10 protein-coding genes are annotated in these 14,669 nt (G+C 61.2%); 5 read left to right on the top strand and 5 right to left on the bottom strand.

The genetic code is table 11. The features are described from left to right. Nucleotides 1-1,116: SNIPE associated domain-containing protein (locus tag ACZYGA_RS08685; RefSeq protein WP_479398897.1), on the top strand; the 1,116-nt coding region annotated here is incomplete at its 5' end. A 206-nt stretch (nucleotides 1,117-1,322) separates the two neighbouring features. Here ACZYGA_RS08685 and ACZYGA_RS08680 read toward each other — a convergent pair. Beyond that, nucleotides 1,323-1,457 (bottom strand): DUF4113 domain-containing protein, encoded by a 135-nt coding sequence (locus ACZYGA_RS08680; protein WP_479398909.1) that lies wholly within the window; start codon nucleotides 1,455-1,457, stop codon nucleotides 1,323-1,325. 200 nt (nucleotides 1,458-1,657) lie between these two features. Between ACZYGA_RS08680 and ACZYGA_RS08675 the strand changes: the two genes are divergently transcribed. Next, complete coding sequence (locus ACZYGA_RS08675) at nucleotides 1,658-2,884, top strand: glutamate carboxypeptidase (RefSeq protein ID WP_479398895.1); 1,227 nt, start codon at nucleotides 1,658-1,660, stop codon at nucleotides 2,882-2,884. Between the two features lie 100 nt (nucleotides 2,885-2,984). Here ACZYGA_RS08675 and ACZYGA_RS08670 read toward each other — a convergent pair whose 3' ends face one another. Then, nucleotides 2,985-3,185, bottom strand: coding sequence for an amidase family protein (locus ACZYGA_RS08670; RefSeq protein WP_479398893.1), 201 nt, complete (start codon nucleotides 3,183-3,185; stop codon nucleotides 2,985-2,987). Between the two features lie 447 nt (nucleotides 3,186-3,632). Here ACZYGA_RS08670 and ACZYGA_RS08665 point away from each other — a divergent pair, with 447 nt between their 5' ends. Further along, nucleotides 3,633-5,825, top strand: coding sequence for an OsmC domain/YcaO domain-containing protein (locus ACZYGA_RS08665; RefSeq protein WP_479398891.1), 2,193 nt, complete (start codon nucleotides 3,633-3,635; stop codon nucleotides 5,823-5,825). Nucleotides 5,826-5,937: 112 nt separating this feature from the next. Here the strand turns inward: ACZYGA_RS08665 and ACZYGA_RS08660 are convergent, their stop codons facing one another. Then, nucleotides 5,938-6,879, bottom strand: a complete 942-nt coding sequence (locus ACZYGA_RS08660; protein WP_479398890.1) for a LysR family transcriptional regulator — start codon at nucleotides 6,877-6,879, stop codon at nucleotides 5,938-5,940. A gap of 169 nt (nucleotides 6,880-7,048) precedes the next feature. On the opposite strand from ACZYGA_RS08660, the gene ACZYGA_RS08655 reads away from it, so the two are divergent. Continuing rightward, a complete protein-coding gene (locus ACZYGA_RS08655) occupies nucleotides 7,049-7,753 on the top strand; it encodes an SDR family oxidoreductase (RefSeq protein WP_084208484.1) in 705 nt (234 codons plus the stop codon). A gap of 210 nt (nucleotides 7,754-7,963) precedes the next feature. Continuing rightward, the gene (locus ACZYGA_RS08650) at nucleotides 7,964-8,647 is read left to right on the top strand and encodes a type 1 glutamine amidotransferase domain-containing protein (protein ID WP_303564486.1); all 684 of its coding nucleotides are present in this window, start codon (nucleotides 7,964-7,966) and stop codon (nucleotides 8,645-8,647) included. Nucleotides 8,648-8,836: 189 nt separating this feature from the next. Here the strand turns inward: ACZYGA_RS08650 and atzF are convergent, their stop codons facing one another. Both atzF and uca read right to left on the bottom strand, forming a co-directional pair. Continuing rightward, nucleotides 8,837-10,669, bottom strand: a complete 1,833-nt coding sequence (gene atzF, locus ACZYGA_RS08645) for an allophanate hydrolase (RefSeq protein ID WP_479398888.1) — start codon at nucleotides 10,667-10,669, stop codon at nucleotides 8,837-8,839. Continuing rightward, nucleotides 10,669-14,490: an urea carboxylase gene (gene uca / locus ACZYGA_RS08640; RefSeq protein ID WP_479398885.1), complete on the bottom strand. Its 3,822-nt coding sequence runs from the start codon at nucleotides 14,488-14,490 to the stop codon at nucleotides 10,669-10,671. Before uca ends, atzF begins: the two co-directional genes overlap by 1 nt. Nucleotides 14,491-14,669 lie beyond the last annotated feature (179 nt).

Raw genomic sequence — 14,669 nt, 5'->3', positions numbered from 1 at the left:
ATCAAGGAGACCGCGGGCCAACGAACCATGCGGCAAGTGATGTCCAAGCTCGATCTCTATACGCGGTTGGAGGAGTTTGTCGATTATGGTCATTTCGAGCTGCCTGAGTACCTCTATGAAACCAGTGAGCGTTTTGCAGCTGAGATCAAGCAAATACGTCAAACCCAGAAGGCAATGATCAAGGATAATACGGCATTTTCCCAATATGGGGATGTTGTCATTACGGGAGACGAACGGATTGACAATAAGATCATTGAAGGACAAATGAAACTTGTTATGCGAGCTTTTAATATTGAGGCAGATGTACTGATCGGCAAGGTCAGCCCTTCTAATTTCGAGCTCACGTTGAGTCAGTTTGAAAAAATTTCGAGTGATCTCGAAAAACTGGCTGCATCACTTCGTTGTGGTCTGAATACCGATTATGTAGCTCTAAAATATGAGGAGTGTGGGATCCAGTATCAATACACTCTGAAGAAAAAAGAGGAGGTAGAAGAGCAGAGAATCATTCGTGAGCAAATGCGAGAAGAGGCGAAGGCTGAAAAGGAATACAGGGCAGCTATCGAAGCTGCTCAGCGTGAGGAAGAGATGTATCAGGATATCCTTGCGCGCGCCAAAAACGAGCTAGAGCAGGCGTCTGCAGAGGAGAGAGCACTGGCTGAAGCCAAGGTGGCTGATCTCGAACAGCGTCTGCAGGAAGCGGAAGCAGCCAAGGAACGTACTAAAAGTTTGGCAGAGCAGACCCGCCGTGGTTACTTCTATGTCATCAGTAATATTGGTTCTTTTGGTGAAAATGTCTACAAGATTGGTATGACTCGTCGCCTTGATCCTTTGGATCGAGTAAAAGAGTTGGGTGATGCCAGTGTGCCATTCTCCTTTGATGTTCATGCTTTGATCTTCTCGGATGATGCTCCTGCGATGGAAGCGGCACTTCACCGCAAGTTTTCACATCACTGTGTGAATGCTGTGAACTTACGAAAGGAGTTCTTCCATGTTGACCTATCTTCAATTCGAGAGGCGGTAATTGAAATAGGGCATAGAGATGCCGATTTCAAGACCACTATTGCGGCCGAAGAGTACTTTGAACCCCAGCGTTTGCGGGAGCAGATCGCTGCCTAGGCTGGAAAATTCTTTAATTGCTCTATTGATTCTACGTTTACTCATAGCCTTCATAACTCTCAGTGCTTTTTACAGGGGGGTTATGAAGGCTTTTTTTAATTGATTTTTCTTCTGTCGTGCTATCACTTCTTGGTTCAGTTATTGGTGTTTCTATTGATCTAGAACTGGAGGGAGTCGTTTATGTCCCTAACCTCGCTGCTTCAGTTTCAACCAGCCAACGGCGCTGCGTGGGCGCAGCGCCGTTGGCTGGCGTCGTCGGGGCGTGCGGTGCCGCGGCCCATCTTCTGATTCATGGCGTCCAGTGTCGCCATCAGCTGCTGACTGCGTTCACGCCCGGCGATATCCGCTTTGATGTCGAGCAGCGAGAGCTGTTCGCGTAGCCGTCAGTAGAGAGGGCGTGCAGCCTCACGTGATGAAGCTGTGCCATGAGCGTCACGAGAGATGAGCGTTGACGACCCACGGATTTGCGTTTCCAGGCTATCCACCTTACCTTCATATATTCCTTATATAACAATATTAGAGGTGGAAAATGCGGTTATCGATGCTGGCGATGGGATTGGTATATGGGTTGTGCAGTGCCAATGCACAAGCTGCAGATCATCAGGATGTGCAGGATGCCGTCGAGCAGCAAAGAGCCCCCTTGCTTTCGACACTCGAAACGTTGGTCAATGTGGATTCTGGCACGGGTTACAAAGCAGGCTTGAGCGATGTTGAGGCAATGCTTACCAAGCATCTCAAGGCGCTTGGTGCACAGGTGGAAACGTATCCTGCCGAGACATATGGCGGAAACACGATTGTTGGTCGCCTCAAGGGAGATGGCAGTCGCAAGATCATGTTGATGATTCACTATGATACTGTCTTCGATGAAGGCGCCGCTACGCAGCGTGCCTTCCGCATCGAGGATGGGCGTGCCTATGGTCCTGGCGTGGGCGATGCGAAGGGCGGTGCAGCCGTTATTCTGCACAGTCTCGAGGCGCTGAAGACGCTTGGGTTTGATGACTATGGTCAGGTGACGGTCGTCTTCAATCCTGATGAAGAGAAAGGCTCCCTCGGTTCGCATGAACTGATTCATGAGCTATCGGCTGATCAAGACGCCGTGCTGGTATTCGAGCCGACCTTTGCTGATCCGGGAGTCGATGCCGTGACCGTCGTTACCAAGGGCATCAACTATGCATTTCTCGAGGTAAAAGGCCGTGCCTCCCATGCCGGTGGCGCACCTGAAGAAGGGCGCAACGCCATCATGGAGTTGTCTCATCAGCTGCTGCAGTTGAATGAACTGGGTGATGCGGACAAGGAGACGACACTCAACTGGACGATTGTCGAGGGTGGCGTCAAACGTAACGTGATTCCCGAGCATGCCAAGGCAGAAGGTGATATGCGCTACTTCGATAGCAGCGAGTATCAGCGCGTCTTGAAGGAAGCGCAGTCCATCACAAAGAATCAGTTGATCGATGACACCGAAGTGGAGTTCCACCTCGAGAAGGGACGTCCGCCGCTACCTGAAAATCCGCAGAGTCAGAAGCTGGCCGAGCAGGCCCAGAAGATCTATCAAGAGCTGGGGCAGACACTGCAAGCGGTCGAGATAGGTGGCGGTACCGATGCGGCCTACGCCTACCATGCAGATTCCGAGAAACCCGCAGTGCTAGAATCCTTGGGGCTCGTCGGGGGCGGCTATCATAGCGACAAAGAATTTGTGCTGGTTGATAGCATCGTGCCACGCCTTTATCTGACGACACGCATGATCATGCAGCTTTCCGAGGCGGATTGATCAGAAAGCAGCCGGTGATTTTCTATAGAACCTGTTGATGTAAAAACGGCACTGTCGATGACAGTGCCGTTTTTTATGCGTTGCCTTTCTCATGACCGTTTCATTGCGAGAGCTTGGGATAGACAAGTTCTGGAAGCATCTCCTCCAGCAACCTGGCGGCATGCATCACCTTCATGTCCTGGAATTTTCCTCCGACAATGTGCAGGCCGACAGGCAGTCCCTGGTCATCCAGCCCACAGGGGAGGGAGGCAGCGGGTTGTTGAGTGAGGTTGAAGGGGTAGCTGAAGGGGGTCCATTCCATCCAGTCGTGATATTTCCCCTCCCCCCACTGTCACGCTAGTTGGAGTATCAGCGGCTGTTAGACTCTGAACCATATGGGGCGTGATGAGGTTCCGATGAAATACTCCGACGAGCGTGACAGTGGGGGGGGGGGGGGTTGTGACCTGTCGTGGACAACGACAGGGGGCGGAACATGGCAATGCATCAATTATTGTATTTATGCGCATAAATTAACCAATAGGTGACAATCCCCGGACCGTCAAGAAAGTGGCAGCGATTGCACCGGATGTTTCAGGAAGTAAAGAAGATCCGCCGGCCTCCCTCAGCGGCTGGCGACAGCAGGAGGGCGCAAGTCTTCCGCTTTTCGTCTCACCCGCGACGCAGGCCCCCAAAATCTGGATAATGGCGCCCATCGCGTAGCCGCCTCCGGCGTGCTGGCGCCCATACTCTTCACAGCGGTGCATCGTTCATGGAAATCAAGGTCAACTTTCTCGACAACCTGAGGCTCGAGGCGAAATTCGACGACTTCACGGTCATCACCGATCAGCCCATCCGCTACAAGGGTGATGGGTCGGCGCCGAGCCCGTTCGACTACTTCCTGGCGTCGTCGGCGCTGTGCGCGGCCTACTTCGTGAAGGTGTACTGCGTGGCGCGCAACATCCCGACCGAGAACATCCGTCTGTCGCAGAACAACATCGTCGACCCGGAAAACCGCTACAACCAGATCTTCAAGATCCAGGTGGAGCTACCGGAAGAGCTGTCCGACAAGGATCGCCAGGGCATCCTGCGCTCCATCGAGCGTTGCACGGTGAAGAAGGTCGTCCAGACCGGTCCGGGCTTCGAGATCGAGACGGTCGACAACCTCGACGAGGACGCCCAGGCCCTGCTGATGGCGGAGCCGCCGGAAGGACAGAGCACCTGGATCGAGGGCAAGGACCTGCCGCTGGAGCAGACCATCGCCAACATGACGGGCCTTCTGAATGATCTCGGCATGAAGATCGAGATCGCCTCCTGGCGCAACATCGTGCCCCACGTCTGGTCGCTGCACATTCGTGATGCCGCCTCGCCGATGTGCTTCACCAACGGCAAGGGCTCGACCAAGGAGAGCGCGCTGTGCTCGGCGCTGGGCGAGTTCATCGAGCGTCTGAGCTGCAACTTCTTCTACAACGACCAGTTCTTCGGCGAAGCCATCGCTGACAGCGATTTCGTGCATTACCCGAACGAGAAGTGGTTCCAGCCGGGCCCGAACGACGAGATCCCGGAAGGCGTGCTGGACGATTACTGCCTGGAGATCTTCAATCCGGACGGCGAGCTGGGTGGCTCCAATCTGATCGATACCAATTCCGGGCGTGCGGACCGTGGCATCGTGTCTCTGCCGTTCACCCGTCGCTCGGATGGCGAGACGATCTACTTCCCGTCCAACCTGATCGAGAACCTGTACCTCAGCAACGGCATGAGCGCCGGCAACACCCTGCCGGAAGCCCAGGTGCAGTGCCTGTCCGAGATCTTCGAGCGTGCCGTGAAGCGCGAGATTCTCGAGCAGGAACTGACCCTGCCGGACGTGCCGCAGGAGGTGCTGGCCAAGTACCCGGAAATCGTCGAGGGCATCGAGGCACTGGAAGCCCAGGGCTTCCCGATTCTGGTCAAGGACGCCTCGCTGGGCGGCCAGTTCCCGGTAGCATGCGTCACGCTGATGAACCCGAAGACCGGCGGTGTCTTCGCCTCCTTCGGCGCGCATCCGAGCTTTGAGGTTGCTATCGAGCGCAGCCTGACCGAGCTGATGCAGGGCCGCAGCTTCGAGGGTCTCAACGACTTCATGCCGCCGACCTTCAACTCGCTGGCCGTGTCCGAGCCGAACAACTTCGTCGAGCACTTCATCGACTCATCAGGCCTCGTATCCTGGCGTTTCTTCAGCTCGAAGACTGACATCGAGTTCGTCGAGTGGGACTTCTCCGGCAGCAATGAAGAAGAGGTCGCCAACCTGTTCGGTATCCTCGATGAGATCGGCAAGGAATCGTACATGGCGGTGCACGAGGACCTCGGCGCGCCGGTGTGTCGTATCCTGGTGCCGGGCTATTCCGAGGTCTATCCGGTCGAGGACCTGGTGTGGGACAACACCAACATGGCGCTGGATTACCGCGAGGACATCCTCAATCTGCATCGTCTCGATGACGATCAGCTGGCGGACCTGGGCGAGCGTCTCGAAGAGAGCCAGCTTGATGAGCACATGGACATCAAGACGCTGATCGGCATCGAGTTCGACGAGAACACCATCTGGGGCCAGCTGACGATTCTCGAGCTGAAGCTGATGATCAATCTCGCGCTGGGTCAGCACGAGGACGCGCTGGATCGTGTCGAGATGTTCCTGCAGTACAACGACAACACCGTCGTGCGCGGCCTCTATTATCAGGCCATGAAGGCGGTGCTGGAGATCACCCTCGACGATGAGCTGGAGCTTGAGGACTACCTCTACAACTTCCGCCGCATGTTCGGTGAAGACACCATCGCTGCCGTGGTCGGCTCCGTGCAGGGTGAGGTGCGCTTCCATGGTCTGGAGCCCACCAACATGCAGCTGGAAGGGCTGGATCGCCACCTGCGTCTGATCGAAAGCTACCAGAAGCTGCACGCCCATCGTGCTGCCCTGGCGGCCAGGCAGGCCTGATGCTCGCCTGCTGAGTCCTGTGGCATGACCTGTGGCATGAAAAGAACGGCCCCTCACTGGATGGTGAGGGGCCGTTTTCGTTTCCGGGGGCTTGCGTACGCGTACCAGTGGCTCAGGACAGCACCTTCTGACCCTCTGCCAGACGCTGACAGCATTCGATGATCTGCTCCCTGATCCAGCGGTGCGCCGGGTCCTTCTGATAGCGGCGATGCCAGCTCAGATGAAAGGGGAAGGAGGCGAAGGCCACGGGTGGCGGCACGAGGGTGACGGCGAACTGACGACAGAAATGCTGGCACAGCCCGGTGGGCAGGCTCGCGATCAACGGCGAGCGTTCCAGCAGGGAAGGCACGGCCATGAAGTAGGTGACGGCCAGCGCTACCTCGCGCTTCAGCCCCTGACCCTCAAGCTGCTTGAAGATGCCGCTTTTCAGGCGGGCATGCGGTTGAACCAGCACATGGGCGTGGTGCTCGAAATCCGCCTTGGTCATGCGGCCCTCGCCATCCAGCCGCTCCAGCAGGGGATGGCCATTGCCCACCAGGCAGTCGATGCCTTCGGTGATCACCTCACGCACCACCAGATTCTCGGGCGGATCGACCTGACGCCCGAAGGCGAGATCCGTCGTGCCGCTCATCACGCCAGCCTCGCTCATGTCCTGTGACAGTCTGCGTACCTGCAGCGTGATGCCGGGGGCCTGCTCACGCAGGATCGTCGCCAGTTGCGGCAGGATCAGCACCTCGAAGTAGTCGTTGGCGGCGATCTCGAAATGACGGCTCTCGGTGGTGTGGTCGAAGTGTCGCTCGCTGTTGATCAGGCCATCGAGGTCGGTCAGCGCCGCCTCGATGGTCGGGAACAGGTGGTCGGCCTTCTCGGTGGGGCGCATGCGCTGGCGGTCGCGAATGAACAGTGGGTCATTGAACAGTTCGCGCAGTTTCGACAGCGCCGCGCTCACCGAGGGCTGACTCAGGTGCAGACGCTCGCCGGCGCGCGTGACGTTCTGCTCGAGATACAGCGCATGAAAGGTGCGCAGGAGGTTGAGGTCGTAATTGAGCTTCATGATGACTACCAGAGCAGGCGGAGTGTCTCGGCTGCACTCGGGCGAGTGAGCACTATTTGTCTGGATGATAGCAGTTATCCGGACTATCGATTATCACGATGGGAGGCTCAGGCGGTAGGGTGGTCTCAAGGACACGGCGAGAGATCAATGCGACCCACAGGAGCGATCCATGAGTGATGTGAAGCAGATGCAAGCCGAAGGAGAGAAGATCATTCTGATCACCGGTGCCTCCAGCGGTATCGGTGAGGCCACCGCACGCACTCTGGTGAAGGCCGGGCACAAGGTCGTCGTGACCGCCCGCCGCAAGGAGCGCCTCGATGCGCTTGTCGAGGAGCTGGGCAGCGACAAGGTGCTTGCGATCGCCGCGGATGCGACGGACTACGATCAGCTCGCCAAGGTCGTCGAGCAGGCCGTCGCCCATCATGGCCATCTGGATGTGGCGTTCGCCAATGCCGGTACCGGCGTCAGCCAAGCTGGCACCGAGAACGGCGATCCCGAGGAGTGGAAGCGAGTCGTCGACATCAACATCAATGCGCTGCTGTGGACCGCCCACGCGACCCTGCCGCATCTGAGAGAGCGTAAGGGCCACTTCATCCTCACCAGTTCCGTGGCTGGGCGCGCCAATCATGCGGGCTCCATCTACAGCGCCAGCAAGTGGTTCGCCTACGGTTTCGGCCAGAACCTGGCGATGGAAATGGCCGAGTGGCAAGGCCGCTGCACCACCATCACGCCAGGCATGGTCAACACCGCCTTCTTCGATGAGCCCAAGCCGGACAAGCTGGACCCGCAGGATGTGGCGGATGCCGTGCTCTACGCCATCAGTGCCTCACCGCGTGCCAATATCCGCGAAGTGCACCTGGTGCCGACCTGGTGAGCCGGTTCGCTCGAAAGCGTGCTTCCGCCTTCGCTGAGCACGCTTTCGCAGGACAGCTATTTGTATGAGCGATAGTGGCTATCTGGACTATCGATTATGACGATGGTGACGTGAGCCGTAAGCTTGATTCCACACAGGGCGAGCATCACCTCGCCGACAAAATTCGTGAAGTGACCGTTGCGGGCTATCCCGCACGTAAAGGAGAGCATCATGAGCAAGGTTCTGGTGGTAGTGACATCCCACGATACGCTGGGTGACACGGGCAAGAAGACAGGCTTCTGGCTGGAAGAGCTGGCGGCTCCCTACTACGTGCTGAAGGATGCCGGTGTCGAGGTGACACTCGCGTCTCCCAAGGGCGGTCAGCCGCCGCTGGACCCGGCAAGCCAGGGCGAGGACTTCCAGACGGATGCCACTCGCCGCTTCGACAAGGACACTGCCGCTCAGCAGGACCTCGCCACCACCGCCGTGCTGGCAGACATGAAGGTCGAGGACTTCGACGCCATCTTCTACCCGGGTGGCCACGGCCCGCTGTGGGATCTGACCAACGACGCCGATTCCATCCGTCTGATCGAGCAGTTCCATGCGGCCGGCAAGCCGGTCAGCGCTGTCTGCCACGCCCCGGCCGTGCTGCTGAATGCCCGCAAGCCGGATGGCACTCCCTTCGTGGATGGCGTGCATGTCACCGGTTTCACCAACGGCGAAGAAGACGGTGTCGGCCTCACTGACGTCGTGCCGTTCCTGGTGGAAGAGGCGCTGCAGCAGAAGGGCGGCATCTATGAGAAGAAGGACGACTTCACCTCCTACGCCATCCAGGATGGGCTGATCATCACCGGTCAGAACCCGATGTCGTCTGAAGGTGTCGCGGAACTGCTGCTCAAGAGCCTCGAGCAATAAGCGCCCTGAGCGACAAGCACTTCGGGACACAAGCACTTCGGGACACAAGCACTTCGAGACACAGGCACCTCATGATTCGGGCGCTGCCTGATCTGATGAGTGCATGAAAAAAGCCGCTACCGGTCATCCGGTAGCGGCTTTTGCGTGTCTGGCATCCAGCTTCGACGAGAGGTTGTCAGCGAGTGCGGATCACCCGCGCTCCACCCACGCCTTCCAGGCGCCGTACTCGCTGATGTCCGTCATCGGCACGCCGCTGTCAGCGGAGACCGAGCAGATGAAGCCCGCGACCCAGCGGCCGTCTTCGAGCTCGATCTGACCCAGCCCCAGCGGGAAGGGGATGCCGGCCAGGAAGCTGCCGACACTGGCGATGGGCAGTGACCAGACTTCCAGCGAGATGCTGGTGCCGCCCTCTGGCGCGCGCAGCATGGCCGGTTTGGCGGGTGTGGCGTCATCCAGTTGATAGAGGCGGTAGCGGGGGGCGCTGTGAGTACGGGCCACCAGGCGGGCATCGCGCTGGGTGAGCTGGTGATTGAGCGGCATGCCAGTGAGATGCGCACCGCAGACCGCGATCTCGAGCCGGCCATTCTTCGCCATCGGCAGATCGCTGTCGGCGAGGCGTGCCTGGGGACGGGCAACGGCGCTGGCCCCCAGTGGCAGCGAGAACTCCTTCTCGAGCAGCCGCGCGATGCTCAGCAGTTGCAGGTCTTCAAAGGCGGGCGCGAACAGTGTCACGCCGCCGGGCAGGCCCTGGCTATTGAAGCCGACCGGCACGGCCAGTGCGCTCAGATCCAGCAGATTCATGAAGTTGGTCCAGGTGCCCAGCTCCGAATTGACCGCGATCGGTGCCTCGGCCAGCTCTGCCTTGGTCGGCAGGCGCGGCGTGGTCGGGGCCAGCATCACGTCCACCTGCGCGAGCAGGGCATCGGCCTGACGGCGGTATTCGGCCAGCTGATAGCGGGCATCGAAGGCATCCACGGCCAGCGGCGTGGCACCGCCAAGAGTGATCTCGCGTGTCACCGGATGCAGTGCCTCGGGATTGCGCTCGATCAGCTCGCGCACCGCGTGATAGCGCTCCGCCACCCACGGACCTTCATAGAGCAGGCGCGCGGCGGCCAGCAGCGGGCTGCAATCCAGCTCGACCAGCTCGGCCCCCGATGCCTTGCACTGACGCATCGCCGCTTCCATGTAGCCGCTGTAATCGGCGTCGGTGTGCCACTGGGTACGCGGCGGCACGCCGATACGCAGGCCGGCGAGATCCGGCAGCACACCATAGGCCTGGCCGTGAACGGCGAAGTCGTGCTCGCGCGCCCAGCGGTTGTCGGCATCGAACTGTGCGGTGACGTACAGTATCTTCGCGGCATCATCGCAGCCGAGTGCGAAGATCGAGATGGTATCCAGGGTGGCGCAGGCCGGCACCACACCGCCTGCGCTGAGCAGGCCGAGGGTCGGTTTCACACCCACCAGGTTGTTGAAGCAGGCCGGCACACGTCCGGAGCCCGCCGTGTCCGTGCCCAGCGCGAAGCTGACCTGACCCTGAGCGGTGACGACGGCGGAGCCACTGCTGGAGCCGCCCGGCACATAGGCGGGGTCGAAGGCATTCGCCGGGGTGCCGTAGACCGGCAGGGCGCGCTCCCCGACCAGACCGGTAGCGAACTGGTCCAGATTGGTCTTGCCCATCGGGATCGCGCCGGCCGCGATCAGCTGCTTGACCACGAAGGCGTCATCGTCTGGCGTATAGGCGAATTCCGGGCAACCGGCGGTGGTGGTCACGCCGGCGAGATCGATGTTGTCCTTGATCGCGAAGGGGATGCCGTAGAGCGGCAGTGACTCGGGCGCCACGTCGTCCAGACGCGCCAGATAGGGTTCCAGCTGATCTGCACTCAGGCGGGTGATCCAGGCGGCGTCTTGTTCGGGCTGCGCGGCCAGCAGTTCATTCACCAGCTGGCGTGGCGTCAGCTCTCCGGCCTGATAGGCCTTGCTCAGCGCCGTGATGCTCAGGTTGTGCGGGGTATGGGTCATCATCACAGCGTCTCCTCGGAGGACAGGGTCGATTGGGCGTTGTCTGTTGCGCTGGCATCAGCTGGATCAGTGGCTTCCACGGCGGTCGACAGCACGATCAGCGGCTGGCCGGGGGCGACGCCGCTGCCTTCCTTGATCGGCAGGCGAACGACACGGCCTGCGGTGTGGGTGCGAATCTCGACTTCCATCTTCATCGACTCGACCAGCGCCACCACTTGGCCGGCCTCGACGAGATCGCCCTCGGCGACCTCCAGCTTCCACAGGCTGCCGGTGACCGGTGTCTCGATCCCCAGCTCGTCATCGCTCAGGCTGTCGCCTTCCTGCACCTCGTTGATCTGATCCTCGAAGGTGAACTGGCCGCGTGCATGCCAGTCGTCGATTTCCTGCTGGAAGGCGGCCTGACGGCGTTCACGGAAGGCATCGGTCTCGGCCTGATGCTCGGCGATCTGCGCCTGATAATCGGCGAGGCGGAAGCGGGTCTTCTCGATCTTCAGGTCGTAACGCCCCTGAGGGTGATCACGACGGATCTGCTCAAGCGCCTCATGGCTGACCGGGTGGAAGCGCAGCTGGTCGAACACGCGCAGCAGCCACGGGCTGGTGAAGTGTTCGGTGCGGCGATAGCGATTCCACATCTGCAGCGTGCGGCCGACGAACTGATAGCCGCCCGGACCTTCCATGCCATACACGCACAGATAGGCGCCGCCGATACCCACCGAGTTCTCGGCGGTCCAGGTGCGTGCCGGGTTGTACTTGGTGGTCACCAGGCGCTGGCGCGGGTCCAGCGGCGTGGCCACCGGCGCGCCGAGATAGACATCGCCGAGGCCCATCACCAGATAGCGTGCGTTGAGCACTGTCTCGCGTACCGCCGCCTCATCGGCGAGACCATTGATGCGGCGAATGAATTCCAGATTGCTCGGGCACCAGGGGGCGTCCGGGCGCACCGAGCGCTGGTACTTGTCGATGGCCTGCTGACACGCCGGGTCATCCCAGGACAGCGGCAGGTGCACGGTGCGCGCCTCGATCTCGATGTCCTCGACATCCTTGAGCGCGACTTCGGCCTGTTCGAGGTGCGTCATCAGCGTGGCGAGGGCAAGCTTGCGCGGGTCGTAATGCAGCTGCAGCGAGCGGATGCCCGGTGTCATCTCCATCAGGCCGGGCAGCGGATGCTCCTTGAGCCACAGCATCCAGGCGTGGGCGCGGAAGCGCAGCGCGATATCCAGCTCCATCTGGCCGAATTCGATCAGCAGGAAGTCATCCCCGGCGCGGCGATAGACGATCTGCTCGCCGCCTTGCTCGGCGCTCAGGCGCTTGAGTACTGGGGAGTCGTCCGGACGCGGACGTTGCTCAGCGATGGCGCTCAGCGTGGTGCTGGTCGCCGCCAGAGGTGACTCCAGTGCGTCGAGCTTGCCACTGGCGAGGGCGGTGATCACGGCGTCCTGCTGCACCTCGATGGCGCGAGCCTCATCCAGAGTCAGCGCGACGAAACGGATGCGATCGCCGGCGGCCAGCTGGCCCAGCTTCCAGCGCTCGGCGCGGACCACGGTGGCCGGACATACGAAGCCGCCCAGTGACGGGCCGTCCGGGCCGAGGATGACCGGCATGTCGCCGGTGAAGTCGATGGTGCCGAAGGCGTAGGCGTTGTCGTGAATGTTGGAGGGGTGCAGACCGGCCTCGCCGCCGTCGGCACGCGCCCACTGCGGACGCGGGCCGATCAGACGCACGCCGGTACGGCTGGAGTTGTAATGCACTTCCCAGCGGTGGCCGAAGAAGGTGCTGATGTCGTCTTCGGTGAAGAAGTCCGGCGCACCGTGCGGGCCGTAGAGCACGCCGATCTGCCATTCGCGACCTGAGGTCTTGCCTTGCGCATTATCGATAATGCTAGCGCCCTGCGGGATCAGCGCCTCGGGCAGCCGGGTCAGGGCGGGCTGGGGGCACTCGGCGAGATCAGCCAGCGGCAGGGTGTCGCCACTGCGCAGGGCACGTCCGGCATGGCCGCCGAACTGGCCCAGGGTGAAGGTCGCGCGCGAGCCCAGATACTGCGGGCAGTCGATGCCACCGGCGATCAGCAGATAGCTGCGCGCGCCGGCGGCGACCTTGCCCAGGCTCAGGGTGCTGCCAGCGGCGATCTCATGCACCTGCCACAGGGCAAGGTCGTGAGTCGCGGTGTCATCGGAGCCGGCTACAGGTGCTGAAACGGACAGCGTGGCGGGCAGCGGCGCACCGGCCAGCACCACGCGCGTGGCGCGGTGGAAGTGCAGCGTCGGGCCGTTGAGGGTGATCTCGAGACCTGCGGCATCGGCCGCGTTGCCCAGCAGCGCATTGCCGAGACGGAAGGTGTAGTCATCGAAGGGGCCGGAGGGCGGCACGCCCACATCCCAGTGTCCCTGGCGACCCGGCATATCCTGCACGGTGGTCAGGGTACCGGGGACGATCACTTCAAAGGTCGGTGCGGCCCACTCGAGACCTTCCAGCCAGCGGGTGTAGATCTCGACATTGAGGAAGCGCGGGTCTTCCAGCAGATGCGACAGCCACTGGCGGTTGGTCTCGATACCGTAGAGGCGAGAGGCGGCCAGTGCCCTGGAGAGATCGCCGCGTGCCTGCTCGCGGGTCGGGGCGTGCACCATCACCTTGGCCAGCATCGGGTCGAACCACGCCGGGACCTCGAACCCGGCCTCGATGGAGTGATCCACCCGCAGCTGGCTGTCCTCGGCGAGGGCGGCGGTCACGGCGTCATTGGCGAACTCCACCTCGGTGAGCAGGCCGCTGGAAGGGCGGAAATCGTGCTGCGGATTCTCGGCATAGACGCGTGCCTGCATGGCGTGGCCGCGGGGCGTCAGCGGCGCGACCCGCTCGCGCAGGTTGCCCAGCTCACCGGCGCCCAGCTTGAGCATCCAGGCGACGATGTCCACGCCCCACACCAGCTCCGTGACACCGTGCTCGACCTGCAGGCGCGTGTTGACCTCCAGGAAGTAGAAGGCCTGACGCTCGGCGTCATAGATGAATTCGACGGTGCCGGCGCTGCGATAATTGACGGCTTCGCCCAGGCGGATGGCGGTGGCGATCATGTCGTCGCGAACGCGCTCGGGCAGGTTAGGTGCCGGGCATTCCTCGATGACCTTCTGGTGGCGGCGCTGACTGGAGCAGTCGCGCTCGCCGAGGGCGATCACCGTGCCTTCACCATCCCCGAACAACTGCACTTCCAGGTGACGGGCGCGGGCGATGTACGCCTCGAGGAAGACGCCTCCATGCCCGAAGTTGCGCTCGCCCAGACCCTTGACCGAATCGAAGGCACGGCTGAGGGAGGCGTCATCCTCACACACCTGCATGCCGATGCCGCCGCCGCCGGCGGTGGACTTGAGCATCACCGGATAGCCGATACGGGCGGCCTCGCTCAGTGCACTCCCGACGTCGTCCAGCAGGCCGGTACCGGGTACCAGCGGCACGCCGGCATTCTCGGCGATGGTGCGCGCCTCGTGCTTGAGGCCGAAGGCGTGGATCTGCTCGACGGTCGGGCCGAGGAAGACCAGACCGGCAGCATCACAGGCCTGGATGAAGCGGGTGTTCTCGGACAGGAAACCGTAACCCGGGTGCACGGCCTGGGCGCCACTCTTGCGGGCGATGGCGATCAGCTTGTCGATGTCGAGATAGGTCTCGGCGGCGGCACCTTCGCCGAGGCTGTAGGCTTCATCGGCCTCGCGCACGAAGGGGGATTCACGATCGGCTTCTGCGTAGACGGCGACGCTCTGGACACCGAGGGCACGCAGCGTGCGCTGGATTCGGGTGGCGATGGCGCCACGGTTGGCAATCAGGACCTTGTGGAACATGACGGAGTCATCCTTCCGGCGGCGGGTCGTCCCGCCTTCAAACTGTGAGCTGCCGGTCGTCCGGTAGCCGGGCAGAGCCTTGGGGGCTGACGAGTGATGCAAGAGAGATGACATCGTCAGGTGTGGCTCGGCCGTTTCTTGTCGTATGCGTGTTCGAAAGCGTCGCTGTCAGCTCGGCG

The sequence above is a fragment of the Cobetia sp. BL01 genome, from assembly GCF_056493605.1.
The sequence above is the reverse complement of the archived record's forward strand: the minus strand, read 5'-3'. Positions and strand labels throughout refer to the sequence as shown.

Coding starts and splice junctions, on each gene's coding strand:
- ACZYGA_RS08665 (WP_479398891.1), top strand. CDS start 3,633: ATGGAAATCAAGGTCAACTTTCTCGACAACCTGAGGCTCGAGGCGAAA.
- ACZYGA_RS08655 (WP_084208484.1), top strand. CDS start 7,049: ATGAGTGATGTGAAGCAGATGCAAGCCGAAGGAGAGAAGATCATTCTG.
- ACZYGA_RS08670 (WP_479398893.1), bottom strand. CDS start 3,185: ATGGAATGGACCCCCTTCAGCTACCCCTTCAACCTCACTCAACAACCC.
- ACZYGA_RS08650 (WP_303564486.1), top strand. CDS start 7,964: ATGAGCAAGGTTCTGGTGGTAGTGACATCCCACGATACGCTGGGTGAC.
- atzF (WP_479398888.1), bottom strand. CDS start 10,669: ATGATGACCCATACCCCGCACAACCTGAGCATCACGGCGCTGAGCAAG.
- uca (WP_479398885.1), bottom strand. CDS start 14,490: ATGTTCCACAAGGTCCTGATTGCCAACCGTGGCGCCATCGCCACCCGA.
- ACZYGA_RS08675 (WP_479398895.1), top strand. CDS start 1,658: ATGCTGGCGATGGGATTGGTATATGGGTTGTGCAGTGCCAATGCACAA.
- ACZYGA_RS08660 (WP_479398890.1), bottom strand. CDS start 6,879: ATGAAGCTCAATTACGACCTCAACCTCCTGCGCACCTTTCATGCGCTG.